Consider the following 25,983-nt stretch of genomic DNA (forward strand, 5'->3'; position numbering starts at 1 on the left):
CATTAAATAGCTTAGCCATTAAAAAGCCGCTTATCTGAATGGGTAGGCGGCTTTTGTCTATCTTAGCTAAGAACTAACCTAAAATATACCGAGAATATGCCACCAGATGAAGTTCAGTGGCAGCAGTATCAAGCTTGTTAAAACAAAGGTCGCTAAGCAAACTTTAGTGACGGCGCTGATGGATAAATTGCCAAGCGCAATCGCGGTAATCAGTGGCGGCGCCTGATAAGGCAGCAACACGTTGGAAAAAGCCAATACTTGCGTCATTAGCACTGCATGGCTAGAAAGGCCGGTGATGTTGGCTAAATGTTCTGCCATTGGGGTCATAATAGCGGGAACACCAGCCAAATTAGTTACCACAGCCACGCAAGTGGAAATAAATGTCAGCAAGCTCAAATTCAGTAAAGCTGAATCCTCTGAGAAAGAAATGACTTCGGTTAAATAATTAACCAAGATATTACCAAGGCCTGAGTAAGCAATGATCGCGCTTAATCCTATAATGCCTGCCGCAAATAGCAGTGTGCCATACTGAATGTCTTTATCGATGCTATTTTTTGCCATTAATCCAAGACTTGGCCATAGGCAAACTAATGCAGCAGTTAGCCCAACCCAGCCTGCTGAAATATGATGCAGCGAGTCCGTGAACCAGAAAGCAAAACAAACACAAAGCACAATTAACAACCGTGTTTCTATTTTTGTCATGACTGACTTCTCGATTGTCGCTTGTATCGCTTGGTTTGGTGTTTTATCTGGAAAAAGCCACAGAATAACGCCAACAGTCATGATTAACTTTCCAAGTCCCAAGATAGGGAAGTGCAAAAGTAGATACTCGCCATAAGAAAAGGGTGCGTTATAAAGCGCTTCGGCCATACCTGAAAGCAGCATGTTAGGCGCGTTCGCAGGTAAAATAGAAAAGGCTGGTAAAAAGGTTCCAAATGCCGCGGCCAATAACATGCCTTTTCGGCCATTAGAGTCTTGATCATAACCAAAGTGATCGGCAAGGGAAGCAATGATCGGAATGATGAGTACGATACGACTTACGCCAGAAGGAATCAAAAAGGCCAATCCCATCGCAAACAACGCAATTTTGATAATAGTGCCTTGGTAGCTATTGCCAAGAATCAGCATTAACAAACGTGTTGCGCGAGAATTGATCCCCGTATGATTAATCGCTGCACCGAACACCATACCGCTGAACAGTAACCAAAATGTCGACGATTGGAATCCAGCGAATATGACTTGTGTCGGAGCAAGCTGTGTTGCCGTCGCAAAAGCAAATAAGCCTAATGCTGGCCAATAAGCTGGTACCAGAGATGTTGCCCAAAAAGCGATACAAATGAACAGCAGGCCTGCAGTCAGCGATTGGGGGAGCGTTAGAAATTGATAGGAAACAGCGCCTATGACAAATGTCATCGCTAAAATTAGATAAAGTGGCCAGTGTGGTTTGCTTAGAGTTTGCTGTGGATTTTTTTCTGTTGGTGACGATATATTTGGTGAATGACTTTGATTGCTCATTAGATAACCCTAATGGAGGAAATCTGGCCTTCTTTATACCTAAATTTAGGTGTCAAAGAAGGCCAGGTTTTTTATTAGCGAAGATTCACGGCAGTTGCTTCGTCAAATCCTAACATGATGTTTAGGTTTTGTACGGCAGCGCCAGACGCGCCTTTACCGAGGTTATCCAGTTTGGCGACAAGAATGCCAGACTTGTTTCCTGGTTCACTTAGAACCGATAGTTCGATTTGGTTGGTATCTTCAAGACCGTGTGGTGTCAAAAATGGTGCTGCGTTATCGGCAACCACATTAAAATCATTCACCGTTACAAACGTATCGTTAGCATACACTTCAGCCAATTTAGCTTGTAACTGTTCCATGGTGACATCGCCTTTAAGCTGAATTGGCAAGAAGGTCAGCATGCCTTGGCGGAAGTTACCCACACTAGGAACGAAAATGGGGGCGTTATCCAAACCTGACCATTTTTTCATTTCAGCTAGATGTTTGTGGTTGAAAGACAAGCCGTAAGCACCGAATATCGGCGCATTGTTGGTGCTTTCATAACGGTCAATTAGCGCGTTGCCGCCACCACTGTAACCAGATACGGCATTGATTGAGTAATCATAAGACGCGGACAATAATCCAGCTTCAATCAATGGTTTCAATAGCAAGATCACGCCAGTTGGGTAACAACCGGGGTTAGAGACAAACTGTGCATCTTTGATTTTGTCGCGTTGAGTGACATCAAGTTCAGGCAAGCCATATACCCAGCCTTCGGCGACACGATGGACAGAACTCGCGTCCAAAATACGACAGCCTTCTTCTTTTGCCAAAATAACACTGTCTTTTGCGGCATCATCTGGTAGGCAAAGTACTGTTACATCGGCTTCTTTCATCAGACGACGCTTTTCTTCTACGTCGCGTTTTTTATCTTGGTCGATACTGATGATTTCAATGTGTGGGTGGTTAATTAGACGGTCTTTTACTTGCAGACCTGTGGTGCCTGTTTCGCCATCAATAAATACTTTTTTCACAGCGTGATTCCTTACTGGATGTCTTAAATCAAAGGAAAAGCAGGAGGTCGATGTGAGTTTCCTGCTTTTTATCGAATGTTTGGGTCGAATGTTATCGTGAGCAAATAGTGTAATGCATCATGGTGCAGCTTAATAGTTGGGAGCTTTGCTTAATCTTAAAAAAACTTATTTATCACCTTGTCGATATAGATAGCGTAAGCCAAGCGCAGCGGTTAGCAAAGCAATAATGCCTCCACAGGCGATAGCCCAACGAGCACCGAGTAAGTCGGCAGTCCAACCGACCAAAGGCCCACCAATAGCCGAACCTCCTACAGAGGTTGCTAACAAAATAGCAATGACTCGACCGCGTATGTATTTTTGTGCACTGAGTTGAATTAGGCTGTGTACGGATGTGGTAAAAAGTTGAGTAGTCATGCCTATTAAACTGAGTGAGACCGCAAATAACCAAAAATTAGGGATGATCGAGGCTATCAAGGCAATTCCCCCAAAGCCGATAGCTGAAAAGGATATAAAACGAACATTAGGGTTTTCTCGGTTAGCGGTAATCATGGCGCCGATAATAGAGCCTACCGCCATAATAGACATCAGAATGCCAAATTGCTGAGAGTTACCAGTAAACACATGCACTGTCATTGACGTCAGATAGACAGTGAAGTTTAGCCCAAACATAGCGAAGAAAAAGAACATGGTGATGGCAATGATCATGTCTGGACGTTGACGAATATAATGAAATCCATCAAATAAGGTGGCTTTACTAGATTTGCTAGAATCACTTTCGACGCTTGGAAGTGAATTGACTGGTTTGGCCTTTATCATATAAGTGATGGCTATAATTGGAATAAAGGACAAGGCATTTAGCGCAAACACCCAGCCAGCACCCATTAATAGAATTAAAAATCCTGCGATAGCAGGACCAATCATCCGAGCGCTATTAAATGAAATAGAATTCAAAGAAACGGCGTTAGCTAGATCTTTATCAGCAACTAAATCGGCTACGAATGCGTGTCTCGCTGGAGTGTCGAATGCGGTAAAGCAGCCGAGTAAAAAGGCGAAAATATACATGTGCCACAGCTCAAGGTGACCATTCAGAATCATGATGGCTTGAACCAGCGCGAGCAAACCGCGCAAGCTTTGTGTGACGATAAGTAGTTTGCGGCGATCGAAGTAATCAGCAGCCCAACCAATGATAGGTAAGAAAATAAATTGCGGAGCAAATTGCAGAGCGACAACAATACCTACTGCTGTGGCGTTTCCGTTAGACAGTTCTGCAATCACAATCCAATCTTGCGCAGTACGTTGCAGCCATGTGCCAATATTTGAGACAAAAGCTCCCATTGCCCAAAGCCGATATTGCGGGTTGCTCAATGAGCGAAATGTTTTGTGCAAGGTTATCTCCGTTGATGCGGCGCTTTATGTAGAAGCTTTATATTGAAACAGTGTTTTGAAATTATAGCAGGTTATTTTTTAGAAGAAATGCATGATAGGGAATCTGCTTGATCAACTTGGTTGAGGTTGTGCGACAGGTTACACTTTCGGCTTCTTAAATCAGTAATGTATTTTTATGAAGAAATCCGATAAAAAAATCGATAATGCACTTCGTGGAGCGTTAACGAATGTGTGTGAAACGGCACTGGGTTCAGTGGAAGGTTTTGTCTGGCTAACGCATTTGGTCAATTACAATGCGTTTCCTAATTCGCTAAAGATCGTTTGTGTTTTTGAAACCGATGAGGCCTTGTGTAAAGCCATCGAAGATAAGCAAGATGATTATTTTTATACGCTTATTAATAATGAGTTAAACAGCGTAAACATCAAGTTAAACCAGCTTCGTCAGCAAGTTAGCTTTGATACAGAAGAAGCTTGCGAGCGTTCCCATGCAGGAAAATGGAATGAACGGCTCGCCAAACTGCAAAGTAAAGTGGCGCTCCATTAATGTATTTAGCACTAACTTGCTTGATGCTAAATACGAATATTTTTAGTCATCAGCTTGAGCTTGAATGTCTTTCATGGCTTTTTGAAGTTGTGGGTTTTTCTCTTCAAGGTATTTTTTTAGACGAGCAATAAATACGGTGTTTTCATGGAAGGGTACACCTATCTGATGTGCATCGGCTACTTCCACCATAGATACTTTGTCGTGCTGATTAAACACGTCAATCATCTGTTCGGCTTTTTTATGAGAAATGCCAAGTGCTTCAAAAGCAGACCGTCCCATACGCAAGCTACTGTCGTAGTTTTCTCGAATAATGTCGCGACACCCTGAAGCCCATAAATCGTAAACGTGATTATTGTCGAAAGCTCTCGCGATAATGTGTAGATCAGGGTAGTGCTCTTTGACATATTTAACGAGTTTGGTAATTTGCTCTGGATCATCAATGGTAATAATCAACAATGATGCTTCATCTATACCTGCAGCTTCTAGTAAGTCTGGACGGGTGGCGTCACCAAAGTAGTTTTTAACGCCAAAATGCTGAAGTGCTCTTAATCGTTTTACGCTGAAATCAATCACTGTTGAATGATAACCAGCTAAGCGCAAAAGATTGTCTATCGTACTTCCCATTCGACCTGAACCGGCAATAATGATTTTGTTGTCATCGGGCAGGTCGTCGTGCGCACTGGCGGTTTGGTCTGTGGCATAACGAGGCGCGATAATATGGTCATAGATAATGAATAGCATCGGCGTGAGCAACATAGATAACGCCACAACAAGCAGCAGAATGTCGGCAACATCTTGTGATATCACTGCATTACTGACAGTAAAAGACAGCAAAACAAAACCAAACTCCCCAGCTTGGGCAAGGCCTAGCGCAAACAGCCATTTATTTGAACCACGAATGTTAAATATCCGTCCTAATATTAACAGCGTGGTAGCTTTCAGCAGAATTAGACCAACAGTTAAGCCAAGAATAGAGAAAAAGTGATTAAAAAGTAGGGTAAAGTTTATACCTGCGCCGACGGTCATAAAGAATAATCCCAGCAACAAACCTTTAAAAGGAGCTATATCACTTTCTAACTCATGTCGATAAGGTGAGTTAGCCAACACCACGCCGGCTAGAAATGTTCCGAGTGCAGGAGAAAGTCCAACCAAAGACATGAGTAGAGTGGTGCCGATAACGAACATCAGCGCGGCGGCTATAAAAAGTTCTCTTAATTGTGTTACTGCGATAAAACGAAATATCGGCGTAACTAAAAAGCTACCGCTTAAAATCACTATACCAATAGCACCAATGGTGGCTAATGCCGTCTGCCATGCCTCTAAACCATCGACTAAAGATACTGAATGGCTTTCATCCTGAGATATCTCTGCCGCATGACTTAAAGATTCGATGAGTTCTGGTGTGGCAAGTAGAGGTATAAAGGCCAGCATTGGGATAACGACAATATCCTGAGCGAGCAATACGGCAAAAGATGATTGGCCGCCATCTGATTTCATCAAACCTTTTTCCGTTAAGGTTTGGATTACGATGGCAGTTGAAGATAGGGCGAGTACTAAACCAATAGCTAAGCTGGTACGCCATTCTTGGTTTAGCAACATGCCTATCCCCATAATTAAAATGGCAGTTAACACAACTTGTCCGCCACCTAAGCCGATTAATTTGGACTTTAATGCCCAAAGTTTTTTAGGATTTAGTTCTAGCCCGACAAGAAATAACATCATGACAACACCAAGTTCGGCAAAGTGTTGAATAGAAACGATGTCAACTTTTAATAGAGTTAGTAATGGACTAATAATGATGCCAGCAAGCAGGTACCCTAAGACAGAGCCTAGTCCAAGCCGTGATGCAATAGGAACAGAAATGACTCCTGCAACCAAAAAAATAAAGGTTAGCAACAGCGTATCAGTCATTTCGTTTTTCCTTTTCTAATCGCCTAAATAGAAGAGACAGACGGTTTGGAGTTGTACAATTACGTCGCTTAAAGATAGATGGATTGCCATCGATCGTTTTATTACATATCGCAAACAGCTTGAGCAAACAAATTCACACTATTCCAATTGGTGAATTCCATATTGGTTTTTGGGTCTGTTGGCCCTTTGGTCATCCACATAATGAAACGGATCATATTGCGGTCGATGAATCCGTATTGTGGGTAATTTAATTTGCCCGCAAATACACCTTGTAAAGTTGGGTGCCAGTCTAGTTGAGCTAAAAGTTTGATAATGTAGGGGTTGGAATCCGGTTGGCATTTCTCAGGTTTACGAGCAACTAAGTTAACAGTGTAAAAAGCGCTTGGCTTGCTTTCCAACTGAGTTTTATTTTGCTCAATAAAATCAATTACAACTTTTTGATGTTTGCCATAGCGGATGCTGGCGCCAATGACTATCTTGTCATAATTGACTAAGGTTTCAGCTGTTGCCTCTTCTACTGGTAGAAGTGTGACGGTATGGCCTTGGCTCTCGATAACATCTTGCATTGTAAGGCTTATCTTTTTTGTGTGACCGTCTGTTGTTGAATAAATCAGTAAAATATTAGACATGGTGATTCAGAAAAGCTGCCTCTGTTGGTGTAGGGGAAAACGAATAGAGCGGTTGTTATAAACACTCAGTGACTTGCTGTAAAGGGCAGAGGGCGCTGTTATTTATTTTGAAAGTTTTTTGATCATAAAAAAGCGGGCTATGCAGTATAGTCCGCTTTCTGTTTTGCTAATTTTAGATCGTCGAGAGCTTACTCAGCAGAACTGTGTTTTCGAGCGCGGATATCGGATTGTGCGCTACGATAAAACTTTTCTTGTGGTTTGGATCTGGTAACTTGATCATCATCGTTGTCTTCATTACGAAGCAGCATAAAGTCAGCTACACGTTGCTCATCTAAACGATTTGCCTTAACTGCACCTTTGATAGCACAACCTGGCTCACCTTGGTGATGACAATCACTGAAACGGCATTCTTTTTCCAATGCAATGATGTCAGCGAAATTGGCAATGGCGCTGCTATCAAATTCAGCAAGTTGTAGTTCACGCATGCCAGCAGTATCTAACAAAATAGCCCCTGATGGCATGATTTTTAAGGCGCCAGAATCACCAATGTTCCTTTGCGCTTTGCCTTCGGCTGTGGTTTGCATCAAAGTATTGATTAATGCAGATTTACCTGAACCAACCGCGCCAAGTAAGGCAATGGTTTTACCTTTTTTAAGCAAGGGTGATAAACAGCGTAGGCTGTCTGGATCCAAAGCATTAACCGTTTCTACGATGAGTAACGGATCAAGCTTTTCTACTTGGGCTCGTTTTTCAGCTGCATCGTTACAAGTATCTGCTTTTGTCAGTATAACAACAGCATCTGCTTGAGCTTCATGGGTAAGTTCTAAATAACGTTTAATTAACGCTAAATTGAAATCTTGATTTAATGCGCAAATTAAAAACACAGTGTCTATATTTGAAGCGATATTTTCAAATATAGAACTTGGTTCTAACAGGCGTAGGAAGTTATGTTCAGTGTCAGTAATAACCCAGTCACCGACAGCCATGCTTGGCATATCGGAATGGTTTTCTAAAGTGAAAAAGCCGAATTCACTGACAAGCTCGTAGTTGCTGCCTTTTTGAGAGCAGATACGTGCAATGCGGTTAGATTCTAAATCATCCAATGATAACTGTTGTTGAAAGTAAGCCTGCCAGCCTAAGTCCAATAAAGTGAACGTGGAATCCATTGATATTACCCCAAGCGAAATACGCTATCGTAAATAAGAAGCAATGCGCTTCAATTAGTACAACCGAACATAAGCAAAACTTTGTTTATGTTCTAGCCAGAAAATACACAAAACACCAATGCGTTATAAACCATTTCTACAAGGCGTTAATACACGAGATTAGCACAGTGTGTGAGCGCTACAAACAGAAATATTAGTGCCATAAAAAAGGTTTATCCTCTTGGTATTTATACTGAATATAGGCATAACATATATAACCAATATAAATCCGTTAAAGGCTTATTAGGGGGCTTAAACTACTTTAATAGAACACTTTTCAGGAACTTGCTGAGTAATGCAGTGAATGTTTCCGCCACCTAATAATATATTTCTAGCATAAACACCGATAACTTTATGCTCAGGAAATGCTTTTTGTAGAATCTCCTTTGCTTGTTCATCGGTTTTCTCGCCGAATGTTGGAAATACGATACTATTATTCGTTATTAAAAAGTTGGCGTAAGAGGCTGCAAGACGTTCTCCTACTTGGCGATTCATAGAGTCACTTTTTAATAAGTTTTTTGCTTCATCTTCTGATACAAAAAGCGGTCCTGGCATTGGAAGTTTAATAATTTCTAGTGTTCGGCCTTTTGCATCGATTGCTTGGCTTAGGACTTTTAGTGCCGCTTTACTGATGGCGTATTGTGGATCGTTTGAGTCTTCGCAATCGGTTAATGCGACAACACCCGGACGAATGACATGCATAATGTTATCGACATGCCCATTGGTCTCATCGTTATAAAGCCCATCTTTAAGCCAAATGATTTTTTCAACATTTAAGTACACCTTTAATAGGTCTTCTATGTCTTCTTTGCTTAAATGCGGATTACGGCTTGGGTGTAGCAAGCATTCTTCTGTCGTATATAAAGTACCTTCACCATCCACATGAATGGAACCGCCTTCTAAAATTAATGGCGCGTGGTAAACATAGTCACCTGTGACGGCAGCCATTTTTTCGGCGACCGCATTATCTTGCTCCCAAGAGTCGTATAAGCCGTCTAACTCACCACCCCAAGCATTAAACTGCCAGCTATTTGCACGGCGTTCGCCTTGATCGTTCACCACATAGGTTGCACCTATGTCACGCATCCAACAGTCATCGGATGGAATCTCAATCACTCGAATTTGATCGGGTAAGGCGAGGCGAGCTTGTTCATAGTGCTTAGCATCGACAATAAAAGTGACCTTTGTTGATTGTGCAATCGCAGTAGCAACGGCAACAAACTCAGCTTGAGCATGCTTACCTTTTTCTCGCCAGTTGTCTTCGCGGGTTGGCCAAGCCATCCAAACTTGTTCTTGCGGCTCGTGCTCCGCAGGCATACGAAAGCCATCTAATCTTGGTGAGGTGTACAGCGTAGAGCTCATTAACATGTCCTTAAAGGTCGCTTTTATAAATAAAGCATAGATTTTGGCCAATTCTATGATAGAGATACAAACATTCAAGAGTCTTTTTGTGTATTTCCATGAAATTAGCTGTTTATTTCGTTGTTTTGTTTGTTTCTTTCATCGGATTGATGGCTTATGGACCACATTTTTTGCGTCTTTACAATTACTCGACGGAAACAGTTACCGAGTAGTTTTGTAAAAACTACTTATTGGCTTGCTATCTAGTCGTTATGATGGATGAGTATTTGAAATTAAATTTCTTTAATATCAATATGTTATGTGTTTTTTTAAAAGTTGGCACAAGCTTCGCAATACTCTAAGGGAAATCAACGATAAGGACTTACATTCTTTTGTTCTGATTGTTGAGTTGATTACTTGGGAGGGCTGGATATAAACGCAGCCATAACGCCCAAATTTTAAAAAACTAAATGGAGGTTACCATTATGAATATTAAACGCACTCTACTAAATACTGCTTTGGTTCTTGTTACTGCTGGTACATTGGCAGCATGTGACCAGAGTTCTGATGACAACAAAGTAGAAGACGCTATGTCCAATGCTGGTGATGCTGTTGAGCAAACAATGGATAATGCTGGTGAAGCGCTAAACAACGCGGGCAATTCAATTGAAGACACTATGACAGATACAGGTAACGCCATTGAAGACAAGTGTGAAGAAGCGAAAGAAGGCATGAACGCCAAAGACACTGATTGCTAAAACGAGCAGAAAAAAGGCCGAGTTGATCGGCCTTTTTTCTAACGTTTTTATAAAGTAATTTCTTACTTTATAAAAAATCAGTATGGTCGTATTTATCGAGTTTGTTATATAGAGTTTTTATGCTGATACCAAGTTGATTTGCCGTATCTGTTTTATTGCCAGCATTGTTTTTTAGCGTTTTTAAGATGGCGATTTTTTCAATATCATCAAGACGCATACCAGTAGGAATGCCAGCTGTTTTAGTTGTCTCGGTTTGATCACTGAGGTCATTGGTAACAAGGTGCTCTGGATGAATAATAGTATCGGCCAGAATATAAGCTCGCTCTATTGCATGTTTTAACTCTCGAACATTACCAGGCCATGTGTAGTGATTAATTTTTTCTAGGCTTTGTTCTGAAAATTGTTTGTGCTGACCATCTTGGGCATTGCGGTAAGCCAAAAAGTGTTGAGCAAGACCACAGGCATCCCCTTCTCGGTCACGCAAAGTGGGAACCATAATAGGAAATTGAGCCAAACGAAAATAGAGGTCTTCGCGGAATACTTCATCGCGGATGGCATCACTTAACGTACGGTTTGTTGCTGCCACAATGCGCACGTTGGCCATTTTAACTTGTTGGGCGCCGACGGGTTTGTATTCACCGCTTTCGAGTACTCGTAAGAGTTTTACTTGCTGCTCATAAGGCATCTCGGTAATTTCATCTAAAAAGAGTGTGCCGCCTTCTGCTTGCTCGAAAACGCCTTGATGATCTTTATGTGCTCCGGTGAAAGCACCTTTAACATGGCCAAATAGTTCGCTGTCAATCAACTCTGGGCTAAGCGCACCGCAGTTGATGGCGACAAAAGGACCTTCAGCGCGTTGGCTGAAAACATGCAAAGTATTGGCGATAAGCTCTTTACCTGTTCCGCTTTCGCCCATGATAAAAGCATTGGCTTTGGTTGCCGCGACTTTTCGAATAGTACGGTAGAGAGAATGCATAGCAGTTGATGAGCCGACTAATAACCCAAATTGATCCAGATAGCTGGTTTGGGTATTGGCGTTTTCGTGAGAGCGGTTTAGTTCGCAAAAGACTTCTTCTAATGAAGATTCAATCAGTTTTAAATTGTAAGGCGCTCGATAATGAAATCCAGCACCTTTATGCATTAGGCAATCTAATATTGGATCGGGTTCGCCTTTGCTGAAAAATAAAAACTCTGTTTGATAAAGAACAGGACTATGAATCAATTCTTTTAAGGCGGCATCATGTAATGAATTGACTTCGATAAGAGCAACATCGCATTTAGCTAAAGATAGTTGATCTAGCCAATTTTTATCTTGATGACTGATGTTTAGTTCATATTGTCGAACGCCATTTAAAGAAAGCAGATTTGAAGCTAATAATGGATCTTGAACATGCATAAATAGCTTTGGTAAAGACATTATTATTTTCCCTGATGTGATCATAAAAATTTATAAGAGTTATGGAATCATAGGAAGATAAGCTTGTCCTAGTCTTTTGCCGTAACTTTGCATTAAACACGGCCTTAAATATCCGTATTTGCACAAAGCTCACCCTTTTTTGAAAGGAGACAGACATGCTTAAAAACCATAGAACAGAAAAAATGCTTTATCCCAATAGGGATTCACGTATTTTATGCGACATGCTTTCTATGTGTTTTGACGGTTTTTTTGCTAACTCGGCATTATGTGGGCGAGTAGGGAATACACTTGATAAGCATGTGTTTAAAAAAGTGTCGTCTTTATATCGGCGGCTGGCTGAACGTTTGCTGCAAAGTGTAGGGACGTTACCGAAGGATACTGGCACGATGAACCCTGAACCAGGTTATATAGCAACAGCCTATTTATCAGCACTTAAAGCAGCGGATAAACATGCTTTAAGTCGTGTTATGACTGTTAATTGGCAGGTAATAAAGCGTATCGGAAAGTTAGTTAGAGAGTTAGACAATAAGTTATTTGCCAATATCATTGTTGATTATTTGGCATGTATTCAGATGGTATTGGATAACGCGCAGAAACGGAGGAAAGCCGCTAATCTGGGGTAAGTCTATAAACCAAAAGAGCTCTCTAGGCTCTTTTGGTTTATAGAAAAATAGGGAGTATGAGAGATAGCGATAATTAGTTTATTCGTTATCAATGACTCGATAGTCCAATTTACCCACGATAGTACCGTCATTAGCAGATGTGGTTACATTGAAGCTTGCGTTGTTTTTTTCCTTTTTTGGATTAATGGTAGAGATGACCTCTCCATTAACAACGAGCTGGTATGTTTCTGAAAACGTAATATGTAAGTCTTCTGATTTTGGGTTCTCAAACAAGATATTGTCTTTTAAACGAATAACTCGACTTTCACCACGAACCCATTGACCGACAAGAGGTTGCGCTTTAAATGTCATGTTGTCATGGGTAACCGTCGCTTCAGATAAGAATATTCGAATCAGATCACCATTCATTGCTACTTTTTCTCTATCATTAACCCGAGCGTTTAATAGAGCAAGTGCACTATTTGTTTTGCTGATATACGAACGTAGCTGCTGAATGCCTAAGTTAATTGCTTTCGAATCTAATTGCTCTGTTGCTAATAGCCTTGGCAGCTCTGGCGCGTTTCCTACCCGATTTTTAAGTTCTATATAGTTGGCATTAGCCAATTTTCTTTGTGTATTAAGTTGCTCGGCAAGATCTGTATTACTCTCAGTACTGCTGGCTTTCGTGCTGTTACTGTTACTGTTATTTGTCTCAGTAATAACACTCGTTTCTACAGTAGCCACTTCGTTGTCTGTCGTTTTGCTTGGCATAGATTGTTCTGTGCTTACTGTATTTGGAGTAGAGGTTTTCTCAGTTGGCTTGTTTTGTAAATCTTGAAAAATTGGCATCGAGCAAGCACTTAGTAAAAGTGTTGCAAGTAAAAGGCCAGAACGAAATGTAGGCATTTAATAATCCTGAGATTAGAAGCGAAAAATAAGGCACTAAGTATGCGGCATGGCGGATAGTATGTCGAGCTGTAGTATCTGCTGCCGATGCGAGTATCTTATTTAAATGTGTAAATAAAATCTCTTATGAATATTTGAGATAATATTGTAATACAGAAAGAGTGAGAGACAAGTTAACGGCTTGCCTCTCTTTTGACTTTATTTTTGTGACTGATTCCACAAAATACATTCGTCTAACGTTACGCCTTTGCCACCGAAAATATCCAGCGCACTGCCGATTGTTAAATCTACTAGGCCATTCGATAGCTCGTGAACACGTTTTAAATCAGCTAAAGAGCGAGCGCCGCCTGCGTAGGTAACCGCAACGGGGCAACCTTGACCAAGTAACTTAACCAAGTCTTCATCAATACCCGCTTGCAAGCCTTCTACATCGGCTGCGTGAATAAGGAACTCGTCACAGTGATTGGCTAGTTCAATTAGGTTGTCTTGGTTGACTTGAGTGGAGGTAATTGTTTGCCAACGATCGGTCGCAATGTACCAGCCATCTTTGGTACGGCGGCAACTTAAATCTAATACCAAACGATCAGTCCCTGTTTCGCGTTTAATTTTATCTAAGCGATCCCAAGAAAACTCACCATTTTCAAACAAATAAGAAGTGACAATAACGTGAGAAGCGCCCGCTTTTAAGTAGCTTTCCGCATTGCTGCTGTTAACGCCACCGCCAAACTGCAAACCATTAGGATAAGCGCGTAGGGCGCTTAATGCTTCTTCTTGGTTGCCCTTGCCTAAGGCAATAACATGACCACCAATCAGCCCGTGTTCGCGATACATATTGGCGTAATGCTCAGCATTGTGTTCGCTGATAAAGTTCTCTGTGGCACCTTTGTCGTTTAGACTTCCACCTACAATTTGCTTAACCTTGCCTTGGTGTAGATCGATACAAGGACGGAATTGGGTCACAAAAAACTCCTATATAGTCTGAAAAATAAAACAGGGATTGTAACTGATAATGTACTGAGAAACGATGCAGCAAAGCAAACACTTCTTAAGCCTGTTATAATTTCCCCTCCCAAAATAGAAAGAAACATAAAGCAATCATCATGCTACAAATTACCCTCGCCGTGGCGATCCCAGACCACGAAATTGAATTAACCGCTATCCGAGCACAAGGAGCTGGTGGTCAAAACGTAAATAAAGTGTCTTCTGCCATTCATTTGCGCTTTAACGTCGCAGAGTCTTCATTGCCAGAATTTTATAAAGAGCGCTTGCTCGCGTTAAATGATTCCCGCCTTACCAAAGATGGTGACATTGTGCTGAAAGCCCAGCAACACCGTACTCAAGAGTTAAACCGAGAGGATGCCTTAGCAAGATTGAAAGAACTCATACTGGAAGCGGTGAGAGTACAGAAAACTCGCAGACCGACCAAGCCAACTCGTTCATCGCAAAAAAAACGTGTTGACCAGAAAAAGCAAAAAGGCCAAATCAAAAGTTTACGCCGTAGTAATTGGGATTAAAAAATTACCTCATGAAATGAGCAATACTTGTTTTTCTAAAGTGCCATTGCCTTGTATTATGTTTAGGTTACTTTCTTTGGAATAATAAAAAATAGGTTTGCTTAACATGAAACTAGAATCACTAGCATTGCACCACGGTTATAAGTCAGAAGCCACGACAAAAGCGGCGGCTGTGCCAATTTATCAAACTACCTCTTATACTTTTGATGATACTCAGCACGGAGCGGACTTATTTGACCTGAAAGTTCAGGGCAATATTTACACTCGTATCATGAACCCAACAACGGATGTTCTAGAACAACGTGTTGCTGCAATGGAAGGCGGTATCGCGGCCCTTGCGGTTGCATCTGGTATGGCAGCCATTACTTATGCCGTGCAATGTATTTGTGATGTGGGTTCAAACATTGTCAGCACAAGCCAGCTTTACGGCGGCACTTACAACTTATTCGCTCACAGCTTCCCAAGACAAGGTATCGAAACACGCATGGTATCGGCCGATGATCTAGCGGGATTTGAAGCGGCCATTGACGAAAACACTCGTGCTATTTTTTGTGAGTCCATTGGTAACCCAGCAGGCAACATTGTAGATATTGAAGCGCTAGCGGCGATTGCTAATAAACATGGTGTTCCGCTTATCGTAGATAACACGGTTGCCACGCCATTCCTATGCCGTCCTTTTGAATTGGGCGCACACATTGTGGTTCATTCCCTAACAAAATACATTGGCGGTCACGGTACTACCGTAGGTGGCATTATTGTTGACTCTGGTAAGTTTGATTGGGTAGCGAATAAAAAACGTTTCCCAATGTTGAATGAGCCAGATCCTTCTTACCACGATGTGGTTTACACAGAAGCACTAGGCGAAGCGGCTTATATCGGTCGTTGCCGTGTTGTTCCACTACGTAATACGGGATCTGCCTTGTCTCCGCACAGTGCATTTTTGATCATGCAAGGTCTGGAAACTCTAGGTCTAAGAATGGAGCGTCATTGCTCTAACGCTGAAAAACTAGCGGCATTTTTACAGAATCACGATAAAGTGAATTGGGTGAATTACGCAGCCTTGCCAGATAACAAGTACAACGAAATGAGTAAACGCATTACCAATGGTAAAGCGTCTGGTGTATTAAGCTTTGGCATTAAAGGCGGTCTAGAAGCAGGCACACAGTTTATTGACTCACTACAAATGGTATTGCGCCTAGTGAACATTGGTGACGCAAAATCATTGGCTTGTCATCCCGCTTCCACCACTCACCGTCAATTAAACGATGAAGAGCTAGCGAAAGCCGGTGTGAGCCGAGACTTGGTGCGTATTTCTGTTGGTATTGAAAACATTGAAGATATCATTGCCGACATTAGCCAAGCGTTGGACAAGGTTACTGTTAAGTAATTAGGTTAGGAATACATAAACTAGAAATAGGGGGCTATATGTGTAGCCCCCTATTTCATTCCACCGGAATAAGTCATCATTCATGCCAGCTAATCAGGATAAAGACCCAATCATTCAAAGTCCTTGTATTCGACAATGTTGTCTTGATGCCGAGGATATTTGCGTAGGTTGCTTTCGAAGCATTACGGAAATCATGGATTGGCAAAAATCGACACAAACGCAAAAGCGAGAAGTGCTGGCAAATTGTGCCTTGCGAAAGCAGAAACACGACGCCAAATACTCTTAGTGTTCTTTCATTCCTGTCTTCTATTATTTCTTTCTAACTTTCTGCGCCATTTAATTTAACGTTTTTTAATTTTGCTGTAATAAATCCATATCTACCCACGTCTAATTCCCAGAAACAATTTAAGGGTACTTGGATTTTTCCAAGTTTTTAGATAATGCGGGTAGGTGATTTACCTTGATAGCTGAACTTCAAACATGGCTAACCTCTGCCAACACATCGCTGACATTATTGTGTGTTGGCATTGTGCTCTTGTCCTATTTACTTGAAGACCTAGCCATTGCCACCGCAGCGACTTTGTCTGCCAATGGGGATTTGCTTCCCTCGCTGGCGTTAATGTCGATTTTTATCGGTATTGCGACAGGGGACCTAGGTTTATATGTGCTAGGGCGCTATGCCCAAAAAGTCCGCTGGTTGCGTTATCGGGCATTGACCAATACTTCCTTTAAAGTGATTAGACAAAAGCTGACTCAACGGGCTTTTGCGAACCTTTTTCTTATCCGTTTTATTCCTGGTTTACGAACAATTGGTTTCACCTTGAGTGGCTTTTTGGCCATCCCATTACCCGTCTTTTTTAGCGCGGTTTTGCTTGCAACTTCTATTTGGACCTTGCTGGTCTTCACCTTGATTTATCAAGTTGGCAGCCATGTGTTTATGTCATTGTCCGAGCTGAAATGGCTGCTAATTCCTGTGGCTTTTGGCCTGTTGTTTTTAATGAATCGTTTTCTCAATAAATCGTTTACACGAGGTATGTCATGAGCGTCATGGTAAAGGGGCAGTTCATTGCGCCTAATAAAATTAATGCAGGAATGCCGTTACTTCAAATAGAAGAAGAGACGAGTATTTCACCTTATGAGTTCATGCCAAGCTGGTTTTTTTATACGCCTGTAGTTATGCAGAGTTTGCTTCTTGGTCTGCGTCATGGGGATGTTTGCCTGCCATTAATTGCCAATCCCAGTATCAAGCTCAGTGGCATGGTGGGCGAATCGAAAACGGATATTTTGAATTTGGCAGGTCCATTCGCTAAGCAATGGATTGAGCCTTTTATTACTCTGACGAAAACTCAACAAAGCTCAGCGACTCAGTTAGAAAGCGCTCTACAAGCCATGGTAGAGGCTCAGTTGTCTTTTCCTATCGTGGCGAAGCCTGACTTGGGATGTCGTGGTGTCGGCGTCAAATTACTGAAATCCGCCGATCAGCTTCAAGACTATATAGAGGATTTTCCTGCTTCTGCGCAGTTTCTTTTGCAAAGAAAAGCACCTTACCAAGCGGAGGCGGGTGTTTTTTATGTTCGTTATCCAGGGCGCGAACAGGGCGAAATTATTTCCATCACATTGAAATACGCTCCGAGTGTCGTTGGTGATGGCACACACAGCTTGAAACAGCTGATCGAGCGCTGTCCTCGTGCTGGGCAATTAACTCACCTGTATTTCCCACGTCATACGCAAAAGCTGGATTGGATCCCCGCCGAAGGCGAAGAGTATCCCCTGGCGTTTGCTGGCAGCCACAGTCGTGGGTCGATCTTTCGCAATGGTAACCAATACATCACAGAAGCTTTAACTCGCCAATTGGATGAGATTCTAAAAGACGTGGAGGGTTACTACTACGGCCGCTTAGACATCAAGTTTGCTGATATCGAATCCTTTATGGCAGGCGAGCAATTTTCCATTTTAGAAATGAATGGCGCCAGTAGTGAAGCGACCCATATTTGGGATCGCAATACCAAGCTTTCAGAGATTTTTAACACCCTTCTAAAACAGTACCGAATCTTATTCGAGATTGGTGCTTTGCAGAAAAAACGCGGTTTTAAATCCCCCTCGATTCGCTCCCTGTTAAAAGCGTGGCGTGAAGAAAAAAGCCTGACTCAACATTACCCCAGCACAGATTGAAGCGCCGTTTTAAGTGAAATTCTAGGTTTTGGTTCAGTGCCGTATTGGAAGGAAAGAAGATGCAACCGGTATTAAAGAAAAGAGACATAAGTGAGTTGCCAGCCGCAACTTACGCACCTGTAGTGCAAGGCTGTCTTGAGGTATTTGCTCAGGCTTCTCGTTGTTTGCAGATGCTAGATGACGAGTCTTATCAAGCGTCGATGAAGCCTGTGGTAAACAGTTCTATTGGAGAGCATTTTCGTCATTGGTTAGATGTCTTTAATGCCGTGTATCAAGCAGGAATAGTGATCGATTATAACCGGCGTCGCCGTGGTCATGCGGTGGAAACCTCGCGCTCGGTTGCCTTGGAAGAAATCGCACGCTTACAACATTGGTTGATGGGGTTATCGGATAAACAACTCAAAAAAAGCGTGAGTATTTTGACGGAAGTCTCTGTGTCACACACTCAGGCTTGTCTTATGTCATCCACATTAGAGCGTGAAATTACCTTTGCTGCTCTGCATGCCAATCATCATTTTGCCATGGTGAAAGTGGCCGCCAGCTTAATGAATAAAAGTATCGATGAAGATTTTGGTATTGCCCCAGCCACAGCAACATTTTTAAGAGGGCAATCATAATGTGCTCGGTTTCTTGGTGGATTGACGAATCTGGTTATCAGCTGTTTTTTAATCGTGATGAGCAAAAAACACGAACTCCCGCCTTGTCGCCTCAGTCTTTTGTTCTGCAAGGCATCCAAGTGCTCATGCCGATTGATCCTGTGGGCAAAGGCAGCTGGATTAGCTTAAACGAGGCCGGTGTGTCTTTGTGTTTGCTGAATAACTATCAAGGCAAAACGCCATCAGGCCAACTGACGAGTCGTGGGCAACTGGTCAAGCAATTATCCAGTGCCACAGGGCTTGCTCAAATTGAATGGCAGTTTGCCCAGTTGGATCTTCAACAGTTTGCCCCTTTTACCTTACTGGCTTTTGAACTGGGTAATAGCAAGGTTAGAGAGTTTCAATGGGATGGTGAAAACGCATCGATTCTTTATGCCCAATCACCGCATTTTTCGTCTGCAGTGGAACTAGAAACAGTCACGGCTTATCGACAATCCGTCTATGACGAACTAGCCGTCACATGCGCTGACGATTTGCTGCTGTTTCATTCTCAGCACCATCCAGAACAGTCTCATTTCTCGGTTTGTATGCACAGAGAAGATGCTCAAACCGTGTGCTTCACACGCATTCAAGCGAGTAAAAACGATTTGCAGATGACCTATGTAGCGGGATCTCCGTGTTTGCATTTAACGCCACAAGCCTTGGCGTCTCAGAGTTATGGTTTTCAAGACAATGGTTTTCAAAACAATCGTTTTCAAGACAGCTGTTTTCAAGAAAAGGTTTCTCTCGTTAGTGGTTCTTATTAATCAAAATTTAGGAGTTGTTATGACGCGTTTAATGATGTTTTTTGCCTTGTTTATAAGCAGTTTTGCCCAAGCGCAAGATGAAATTTACACCGGCTACTTTAGTTCTAAAGCCCTGAGCGGTTACGACACAGTGGCCTATTTCACTGATCATAAACCGGTCAAAGGCAGTGATAAGTTTGTCACCGAATATAAAGGTGCGGATTGGTATTTCGCTACTCAAGAGCATCTGGATATGTTCAAGGCAGAACCAGAAAAATACGCGCCACAATATGGCGGTTATTGCGCTTGGGCTGTGTCTGTAAAAAACGATTTTGCGTCAGCTGACCCGAAAGATTGGGCGATTGTTGACGGCAAACTTTATCTAAATTACGACAACAACATCAAACGCAAGTGGGATCAAGATCCGGCTTTGCACATCAAACAAGCCGATGCTAACTGGCCAACGCTAATCAATAAAAAATAATACTTAAAAATAAGGTTAATCAAGATGAATAAGCAAATCGTGAAATATGTACCAACGGTGTTTATCGCCTTTGTATTTGTGCAGTCCTTGTTCTTTAAATTCACTGGCTCCTATGAGACCGACCATATCTTTGGCGTGCTGGGCGCTTGGTCTGGATTGGCGTTTTTTGGTCAATACGGTGGCTACATTATTGGTGTGGCTGAATTGATTGCTTCTATTTTGTTGTTTAGTCGATGGCATGGACTGGGGGCTTTGATGGCAATGGGCATTATGAGTGGTGCCATTCTGTTTCATCTGTTTACGCCATTGGGTGTGGTCATGCCAGAGTTCAATGAAGTGGGTGAGATCGTTGGTAACGATGGTGGTTTGCTTTTCACCATGGCGTGTTTGGTTTGGTTATGCGCTTTGTTTTTATCAGTACGAGATCTTCGAGCACCACAAGGCACGTTAAACAAGCTTGTAAATAGAGGAGCCTAATTATGTTAGCCAGTCCTGTTCGTTTGCCAAGTCCGTTTCGCTTAAAAAGAGTGACACCATTTGGTGTAGGGGAATCTGTTATTGAATGGGCGACAGGACTCGCTAAATTAGATCGTTTGTATCAACAAAGGCCAAGTAATCAGAACTGCTTTGAATTTATGCGTTATACCCTAGAAGCTTTGGATATTGATTATTCCATTGCCAAAGGAAGCATCGACCAGATCCCCAAAGACGGTCCTGTGGTGATCGTCGCCAATCATCCCCTTGGTGCGATTGAAGGTGTGGTCTTGGCAGATTTGGTTGGACAAGTGCGCAGTGATGTGAAAGTGCTGGCCAATGAATTGCTCAAGCGTTTGCCTGAAATCAGTGATTTATTTATCGGTGTGGATGTATTCGGTGGCAAAAACGCTCAGCGGACGAATGGCAAGGCGATTCGTGATGCCCATCGACATTTGTCCGAGGGCGGGGTGTTGATTGTCTTTCCGGCTGGGGAAGTGTCTACCTATGCGAAACCATCCAAAGCTTTATCATCAGATATTTTAAAAGAAAAACAGGCATTGGCGGACATTGAATGGAGTCAGTCTGTTGCGAATTTCTTGAAGCGCAGTGAGGCGACTACGGTTCCTATTTTTATCAATGGCAAAAACAGCGAGCTTTTTTATCAAGCAGGTCGAATTCATCCGTTATTGAGAACGGCAATGCTCGGACGAGAGTTGCTGAATAAGAAGTCGTCCGTTATTGAGATTTCCATTGGTAGCGCGATGCCCTTTTCAGAGCTTAATCAGTTCGATAACAATCAAGACCTCGTTAATTATTTGCGTTTAAACACCTATTTAATGAGTCCGCAGCAGGATCAAGAGTCTGTCGCTCACACTGAGCAAGTTGATTTACCTATTATTGCCGCTATAAATCCAGATCTATTAGAGAGTGAAATCGCCAGTCTTCCCAGCGAAATGAAGCTCGTGGAGCAGGGGGAGTTCAGTGTTTATTACGCACCAACACAATCTATCCCTTTGCTTATTCAAGAAATTGGCCGTATACGAGAAGAGAGCTTTCGTGCTGTGGGGGAAGGCAGTGGTTTGGCCTGTGATGTCGACGAATATGATCTGTATTACCACCAGCTTTTTGTTTGGCATCATGGCAATAAAGAAGTCGTCGGTGCCTATAGAATGGGGCTGGTGGATAAACTGGTTAAACAACATGGTTTAAAAGGCTTGTACTCTCGTAGCCTGTTTCATTACGACCAAGCCTTTATCGATAGTTTAGGGCAAAGCATTGAAATGGGTCGGTCTGTTGTCGCAGGGAAGTATCAAAAGAACTTAAACTCTTTATTGTTACTATGGAAAGGCATTGCGACTTTTGCCTATCGCAACCCCAAATACACGAACTTATTTGGCCCTGTGAGTATTAGCAATGAGTACAGTCATGTTGCAAGACAATTAATCGCGGCAACCTTATCGGTTCATTATTATGACAAAGAAAAAGCCAGCTTGGTGATGCCTTCGACTCCTTTTAGAAACAGCGGCTCCGTGTTTTGGCAACCCAATTTATTATCGTCATTAGCCAGTGTAACCCTGCTATCTAACGTATTATCGAGAATGGAGCAGGGCAAAGGCCTTCCAGTGTTGATTCGTCAATATTTAAAAATGAATGGAAAATTGGTGTGTTTCAATGTGGACCCTGCTTTTCATAACACCTTGGATGGTTTGATTGTGGTGAATTTAAAAGACGTGCCTGTATCGATCTTAGGCAAATACATGGGACGAGAAGAAGCTGAAGCGTATTTGCTGAAATAGTAAGTGAAGTCTTGTGGCTTTGAAGAAGATAATCTCCCCCTTAGCTGGGGGGGAGCTGGAAGGTATTATTTAGCGCTACGAGTGTTCATTTCGCGAATGACTTCAATGACCTTATCTGGATACTACAGATGTGTAATGTGTCCCGCACCTTTACATGATTTTGAATGAGCCCCAGCGTATTTATAACCTGTTGAGCAATATCTTCATTTTCTTTTATTTCTTTAGGCATGCTACAAGCCGCTAAAAAGCAGCTGACAGACAGATAAAACAGAGCTTTAAGTAAGAATGCACAGTGTTCAAAATTAATCTCATTGATGAGGTTCCAAAATAAGAAAAATGGCTCTGTGTGAAAATAATTCTTTTGTGATACTGATCATACATTTTATACGTCAATACTTGCCTATCATTTTTGTGTCGCCCTTTAGAACTAATTTATTTGCCCATTAAGCTAATCTTTTTTACTACTTATTTCTTTCACTCTCTTTATCTTGATCTAACGCAATGTTTCCAATCGCAACTACACTCATAATCTGGCCTTATAGTAAGCCTTGAAATGTTTTGAGGCTTCGGTGGGCGTTGGATAACAAGAGCACATATTAAACAAGTGTCTACGATCGCCTTTTTTTCTCAATCAAATGAATGGGTTGAAGCTATATGATTAACGAAGCTGTAGTGGAATTATCGCGGTTTCAGTTTGCACTCACTGCTCTGTACCATTTTTTGTTCGTCCCTTTAACGCTAGGGATGGCTTTTTTACTTGCAATCATGGAATCCGTCTATGTAATTACAGGTAAGCAAGTTTACAAAGACATGGTTAAGTTTTGGGGTAAATTGTTTGGTATTAACTTTGCCTTAGGTGTGACTACAGGTTTGACAATGGAGTTCCAATTCGGAACTAACTGGTCTTACTACTCACATTACGTAGGTGATATTTTTGGTGCACCGTTGGCCATTGAAGGCTTAATGGCTTTCTTCCTAGAATCGACGCTCGTTGGTTTATTCTTCTTTGGTTGGGATCGTTTAAGCAAAGTGAAGCACTTAATGGTTACTTGGGGCGTGGCTCTAGGATCTAACTTGTCTGCTTTGTGGATCTTGATTGCCAATGGCTGGATGCAAAACCCAGTAGGCTCAGACTTCAACTACGAAACCATGAGAATGGAATTGGTTGATTTCGGTGCTTTATTGTTGAACCCAGTGGCTCAGGTGAAATTTGTACACACTGTTTCGGCTGGTTATGTAACAGGTTCCATTTTTGTCTTGGCAATCTCAAGTTACTACTTACTTAAAGGTCGTGATCTTGCGTTTGCTCGCCGCTCTTTTGCCATTGCTTCTGCATTTGGTTTGGCATCTGTATTAAGCGTTATCATTTTGGGTGATGAATCTGGTTATGAACTAGGTGAAGTTCAAAAAGTGAAATTGGCAGCGGTAGAGGCTGAATGGGAAACTCAAGAAGCGCCTGCAGATTTCACCTTGATTGGCTTCCCTAACCAAGAGCTACAGGAAACCGAATTTGCACTTAAAATTCCTGGCTTGATGGGGATCATTGCGACTCGTTCTTTAAGTGATGAAGTCACTGGTATCAAGGAACTGAAAGAGCATAACCGCCAACGTATCATCAACGGTATTTATGCAAATCAGTTGCTTGAAAAACTACGCGATGGTTCTGACGATCCACTTGTTAAAGAAAACTTCGAAAAAGTAAAAGGCGACCTAGGGTACGGTTTATTGGTAACGGCTTTTAATGAAGATATTAACCGTGTGACATCTGAAGAAATTGACCAAGCTGTTGAATATTCTATTCCTCGGGTGGCGCCATTGTTCTTCTCTTTCCGTATCATGGTGGCATGTGGCTTTATCATGCTGTTCATCTTCGCCGTGGCTTTCTACCAAAATGCGCGTCGTCGCATCGGTCAAAGCCGTACCTTCTTAAAAGTGTGCTTAATGAGCTTGCCTTTACCTTGGATTGCATGTGAAACAGGTTGGTTTGTTGCCGAGTATGGTCGTCAACCATGGGCGATTGGTGAAATCTTACCTATCCATGTGGCCGTATCTAGCCTAACTGCCGCTGAAATTTGGACAACAATCATTGGCTTTACTGTTCTATATACAGCGTTCTTGATTGCTGAAATGTACTTGATGATTCGCTTTTCTAAGCAAGGGCCTTCTAGTTTGCATACAGGTCGCTACTCGCTTGAACAAGAAACGTCTCAGTTGAAACAGGAGGTGTAAGATGGATTACGAATTATTAAAAGTCATTTGGTGGGTATTGATAGGTGTTTTGTTGATCGGCTTCTCCGTAACCGATGGCTTCGATATGGGTGTTGGTAGCTTGCTAAAAATCATTGGCGGCAACGACTCCGAACGCCGTGTTATGATTAACTCGATTGCTCCTCACTGGGATGGCAACCAAGTTTGGTTTATCACAGCTGGTGGTGCTTTATTTGCAGCTTGGCCTGTGGTTTACGCAACATCATTCTCTGGTTTCTATTTTGCGATGATGTTGGTATTGGCGGCATTATTCTTCCGTCCAATCGGCTTCGATTACCGTTCTAAACTGGAAAATACAAAATGGCGTAATGGCTGGGACTGGGGGATTACCTTTGGTTCAGCGGTTCCACCAATCATTTTCGGTGTGGCTTTCGGTAACTTGTTGCAAGGTGTTCCATTTGAATTTGATCAATACTTACGTGTGACATACACAGGTTCATTCTTTGCACTACTTAACCCATTTGCGATCCTTTGTGGTTTGGTCAGCTTGCTTATGCTCATGACTCAAGGTGGTGCTTGGTTGCAAATGAAAACAGACGATGCCTTGCTAGAAAAAGCCAGCCGTATCACGGCAATCACAGGTGCTCTAGCGGCTGTATTGTTTATCATTGCGGGTGTTTGGTTAGCCTACGGTATTGATGGTTATGTTCTAACTAGTTCCATTGATGGCAATAAAGTAATGACTCCGTTAATGAAAACAGCAGAAGTACAGCCTGGCGCATGGTTAGCTAACTACGACAAAGTGCCTGCACTTATGTTGGCTCCAATCATCGGCATTGCAGGTATGTTGTTCGCAGCCATTACTGCGGTAATGAGAAAAGGCGCATTGTCTTTCCTAAGTTCATCTTTGGGTATTGCAGGTATTATCGTCACTGCGGGTGGGTCTATGTTCCCATTCTTGATGCCGTCTTCAAGCTACCCAAGCATGAGTTTGACTATGTGGGACGCGACTTCAAGTGAAAACACTATGATGATCATGTTCGTTGTGGCTTGTATCTTTGTACCAATCGTTCTTATTTATACATTGTGGAACTACTTTGTGATGTACGGTCGTTTGACTAAGAAACACATCGAAGAAAACAATCATTCACTTTACTAGTAATTGGATTAGAGGATAGGGCGATTTAAGCGCTATCCTCTAGCTAAATATAGAGGAACAGAATATGTGGTATTTTGCTTGGGTTCTTGGTGTATTGTTAGCTTGCTCTTTCGGTATTATCAACGCCGTATGGTTAGAATTTAAAGGTTACGAAGGTGAAGAGGAGCAGAAGTAAACC

26 protein-coding genes are annotated in these 25,983 nt (G+C 42.2%); 16 read left to right on the forward strand and 10 right to left on the reverse strand.

Translation table 11 applies throughout. The annotated features are described in order from the left end of the window. Positions 1–78: 78 nt before the first annotated feature. From B6N13_RS08975 to B6N13_RS08985, 3 genes are all read right to left on the reverse strand, one after another. Positions 79–1,515 (reverse strand): SLC13 family permease, encoded by a 1,437-nt coding sequence (locus tag B6N13_RS08975; protein ID WP_169459137.1) that lies wholly within the window; start codon positions 1,513–1,515, stop codon positions 79–81. A gap of 74 nt (positions 1,516–1,589) precedes the next feature. Next, complete coding sequence (argC, locus tag B6N13_RS08980) at positions 1,590–2,528, reverse strand: N-acetyl-gamma-glutamyl-phosphate reductase (protein ID WP_169459138.1); 939 nt, start codon at positions 2,526–2,528, stop codon at positions 1,590–1,592. A gap of 165 nt (positions 2,529–2,693) precedes the next feature. Continuing rightward, the gene (locus tag B6N13_RS08985) at positions 2,694–3,914 is read right to left on the reverse strand and encodes an MFS transporter (RefSeq protein WP_169459139.1); all 1,221 of its coding nucleotides are present in this window, start codon (positions 3,912–3,914) and stop codon (positions 2,694–2,696) included. 175 nt (positions 3,915–4,089) lie between these two features. On the opposite strand from B6N13_RS08985, the gene B6N13_RS08990 reads away from it, so the two are divergent. Next, positions 4,090–4,458, forward strand: coding sequence for a hypothetical protein (locus tag B6N13_RS08990; protein ID WP_012069199.1), 369 nt, complete (start codon positions 4,090–4,092; stop codon positions 4,456–4,458). A 42-nt stretch (positions 4,459–4,500) separates the two neighbouring features. Here the strand turns inward: B6N13_RS08990 and B6N13_RS08995 are convergent, their stop codons facing one another. The 4 genes from B6N13_RS08995 to aguA all read right to left on the reverse strand — a co-directional run bounded on the left by B6N13_RS08995 (position 4,501) and on the right by aguA (position 9,565). Continuing rightward, complete coding sequence (locus tag B6N13_RS08995) at positions 4,501–6,369, reverse strand: cation:proton antiporter (RefSeq protein ID WP_169459140.1); 1,869 nt, start codon at positions 6,367–6,369, stop codon at positions 4,501–4,503. Positions 6,370–6,470: 101 nt separating this feature from the next. After that, positions 6,471–6,998 (reverse strand): menaquinone-dependent protoporphyrinogen IX dehydrogenase, encoded by a 528-nt coding sequence (hemG, locus tag B6N13_RS09000; protein ID WP_012069201.1) that lies wholly within the window; start codon positions 6,996–6,998, stop codon positions 6,471–6,473. 188 nt (positions 6,999–7,186) lie between these two features. Then, positions 7,187–8,164, reverse strand: a complete 978-nt coding sequence (rsgA, locus tag B6N13_RS09005) for a GTPase RsgA (protein ID WP_012069202.1) — start codon at positions 8,162–8,164, stop codon at positions 7,187–7,189. Between the two features lie 291 nt (positions 8,165–8,455). Beyond that, positions 8,456–9,565 (reverse strand): agmatine deiminase, encoded by a 1,110-nt coding sequence (aguA, locus tag B6N13_RS09010; protein ID WP_169459141.1) that lies wholly within the window; start codon positions 9,563–9,565, stop codon positions 8,456–8,458. 464 nt (positions 9,566–10,029) lie between these two features. Here aguA and B6N13_RS09015 point away from each other — a divergent pair, with 464 nt between their 5' ends. Next, a complete protein-coding gene (locus B6N13_RS09015) occupies positions 10,030–10,302 on the forward strand; it encodes a hypothetical protein (RefSeq protein ID WP_012069204.1) in 273 nt (90 codons plus the stop codon). A gap of 67 nt (positions 10,303–10,369) precedes the next feature. On the opposite strand, the gene B6N13_RS09020 is transcribed toward B6N13_RS09015, so the two are convergent. Continuing rightward, positions 10,370–11,719 (reverse strand): sigma-54 dependent transcriptional regulator, encoded by a 1,350-nt coding sequence (locus tag B6N13_RS09020; RefSeq protein WP_012069205.1) that lies wholly within the window; start codon positions 11,717–11,719, stop codon positions 10,370–10,372. Between the two features lie 155 nt (positions 11,720–11,874). Here B6N13_RS09020 and B6N13_RS09025 point away from each other — a divergent pair, with 155 nt between their 5' ends. Then, on the forward strand, positions 11,875–12,342 hold the full coding sequence (locus B6N13_RS09025; protein ID WP_169459142.1) for a hypothetical protein: 468 nt from the start codon (positions 11,875–11,877) through the stop codon (positions 12,340–12,342). Between the two features lie 78 nt (positions 12,343–12,420). On the opposite strand, the gene B6N13_RS09030 is transcribed toward B6N13_RS09025, so the two are convergent. Together B6N13_RS09030 and hisA are read right to left on the reverse strand one after the other, a co-directional pair. Further along, positions 12,421–13,227 (reverse strand): hypothetical protein, encoded by an 807-nt coding sequence (locus B6N13_RS09030; RefSeq protein WP_012069207.1) that lies wholly within the window; start codon positions 13,225–13,227, stop codon positions 12,421–12,423. A gap of 198 nt (positions 13,228–13,425) precedes the next feature. After that, positions 13,426–14,187, reverse strand: coding sequence for a phosphoribosylformimino-5-aminoimidazole carboxamide ribotide isomerase (gene hisA, locus B6N13_RS09035; RefSeq protein ID WP_012069208.1), 762 nt, complete (start codon positions 14,185–14,187; stop codon positions 13,426–13,428). A 140-nt stretch (positions 14,188–14,327) separates the two neighbouring features. Here hisA and arfB point away from each other — a divergent pair, with 140 nt between their 5' ends. The 13 genes from arfB (at position 14,328) to cydX (ending at position 25,980) form a co-directional block, all read left to right on the forward strand. Further along, on the forward strand, positions 14,328–14,741 hold the full coding sequence (arfB, locus tag B6N13_RS09040; RefSeq protein ID WP_012069209.1) for an alternative ribosome rescue aminoacyl-tRNA hydrolase ArfB: 414 nt from the start codon (positions 14,328–14,330) through the stop codon (positions 14,739–14,741). A gap of 106 nt (positions 14,742–14,847) precedes the next feature. Continuing rightward, positions 14,848–16,128, forward strand: a complete 1,281-nt coding sequence (locus B6N13_RS09045) for an aminotransferase class I/II-fold pyridoxal phosphate-dependent enzyme (RefSeq protein WP_169459143.1) — start codon at positions 14,848–14,850, stop codon at positions 16,126–16,128. A gap of 82 nt (positions 16,129–16,210) precedes the next feature. After that, on the forward strand, positions 16,211–16,414 hold the full coding sequence (locus tag B6N13_RS09050; RefSeq protein ID WP_169459144.1) for a DUF1289 domain-containing protein: 204 nt from the start codon (positions 16,211–16,213) through the stop codon (positions 16,412–16,414). A 174-nt stretch (positions 16,415–16,588) separates the two neighbouring features. Further along, complete coding sequence (locus B6N13_RS09055; RefSeq protein WP_169459145.1) at positions 16,589–17,170, forward strand: VTT domain-containing protein; 582 nt, start codon at positions 16,589–16,591, stop codon at positions 17,168–17,170. Beyond that, entirely contained in the window at positions 17,167–18,300 is a 1,134-nt protein-coding gene (locus B6N13_RS09060) for a D-alanine--D-alanine ligase (protein WP_169459146.1), read from the forward strand. The genes B6N13_RS09055 and B6N13_RS09060 overlap by 4 nt, the downstream gene beginning before the upstream one ends. Before the next feature lie 59 nt (positions 18,301–18,359). After that, complete coding sequence (locus B6N13_RS09065; protein ID WP_169459147.1) at positions 18,360–18,917, forward strand: hypothetical protein; 558 nt, start codon at positions 18,360–18,362, stop codon at positions 18,915–18,917. Beyond that, positions 18,917–19,702, forward strand: coding sequence for an NRDE family protein (locus B6N13_RS09070; RefSeq protein WP_169459148.1), 786 nt, complete (start codon positions 18,917–18,919; stop codon positions 19,700–19,702). Before B6N13_RS09065 ends, B6N13_RS09070 begins: the two co-directional genes overlap by 1 nt. A 19-nt stretch (positions 19,703–19,721) precedes the next feature. After that, positions 19,722–20,165 carry a YHS domain-containing (seleno)protein gene (locus B6N13_RS09075; RefSeq protein WP_169459149.1) on the forward strand — a complete coding sequence of 148 codons (444 nt, stop codon included), beginning with the start codon at positions 19,722–19,724 and terminating at the stop codon, positions 20,163–20,165. Between the two features lie 24 nt (positions 20,166–20,189). Then, a complete protein-coding gene (locus B6N13_RS09080) occupies positions 20,190–20,642 on the forward strand; it encodes a hypothetical protein (RefSeq protein ID WP_012069216.1) in 453 nt (150 codons plus the stop codon). Between the two features lie 2 nt (positions 20,643–20,644). Then, positions 20,645–22,438, forward strand: a complete 1,794-nt coding sequence (locus tag B6N13_RS09085; protein WP_169459150.1) for a lysophospholipid acyltransferase family protein — start codon at positions 20,645–20,647, stop codon at positions 22,436–22,438. Between the two features lie 654 nt (positions 22,439–23,092). Continuing rightward, a complete protein-coding gene (locus B6N13_RS09090) occupies positions 23,093–24,667 on the forward strand; it encodes a cytochrome ubiquinol oxidase subunit I (protein WP_012069218.1) in 1,575 nt (524 codons plus the stop codon). A 1-nt stretch (position 24,668) separates the two neighbouring features. Beyond that, positions 24,669–25,805, forward strand: a complete 1,137-nt coding sequence (gene cydB / locus B6N13_RS09095) for a cytochrome d ubiquinol oxidase subunit II (protein ID WP_012069219.1) — start codon at positions 24,669–24,671, stop codon at positions 25,803–25,805. Positions 25,806–25,869: 64 nt separating this feature from the next. Then, entirely contained in the window at positions 25,870–25,980 is a 111-nt protein-coding gene (gene cydX, locus B6N13_RS09100) for a cytochrome bd-I oxidase subunit CydX (RefSeq protein ID WP_012069220.1), read from the forward strand. Positions 25,981–25,983 lie beyond the last annotated feature (3 nt).

It is taken from the genome of Marinomonas sp. UCMA 3892, assembly GCF_012726345.1.
In the GTDB taxonomy this organism is placed as follows: Bacteria; Pseudomonadota; Gammaproteobacteria; order Pseudomonadales; family Marinomonadaceae; genus Marinomonas.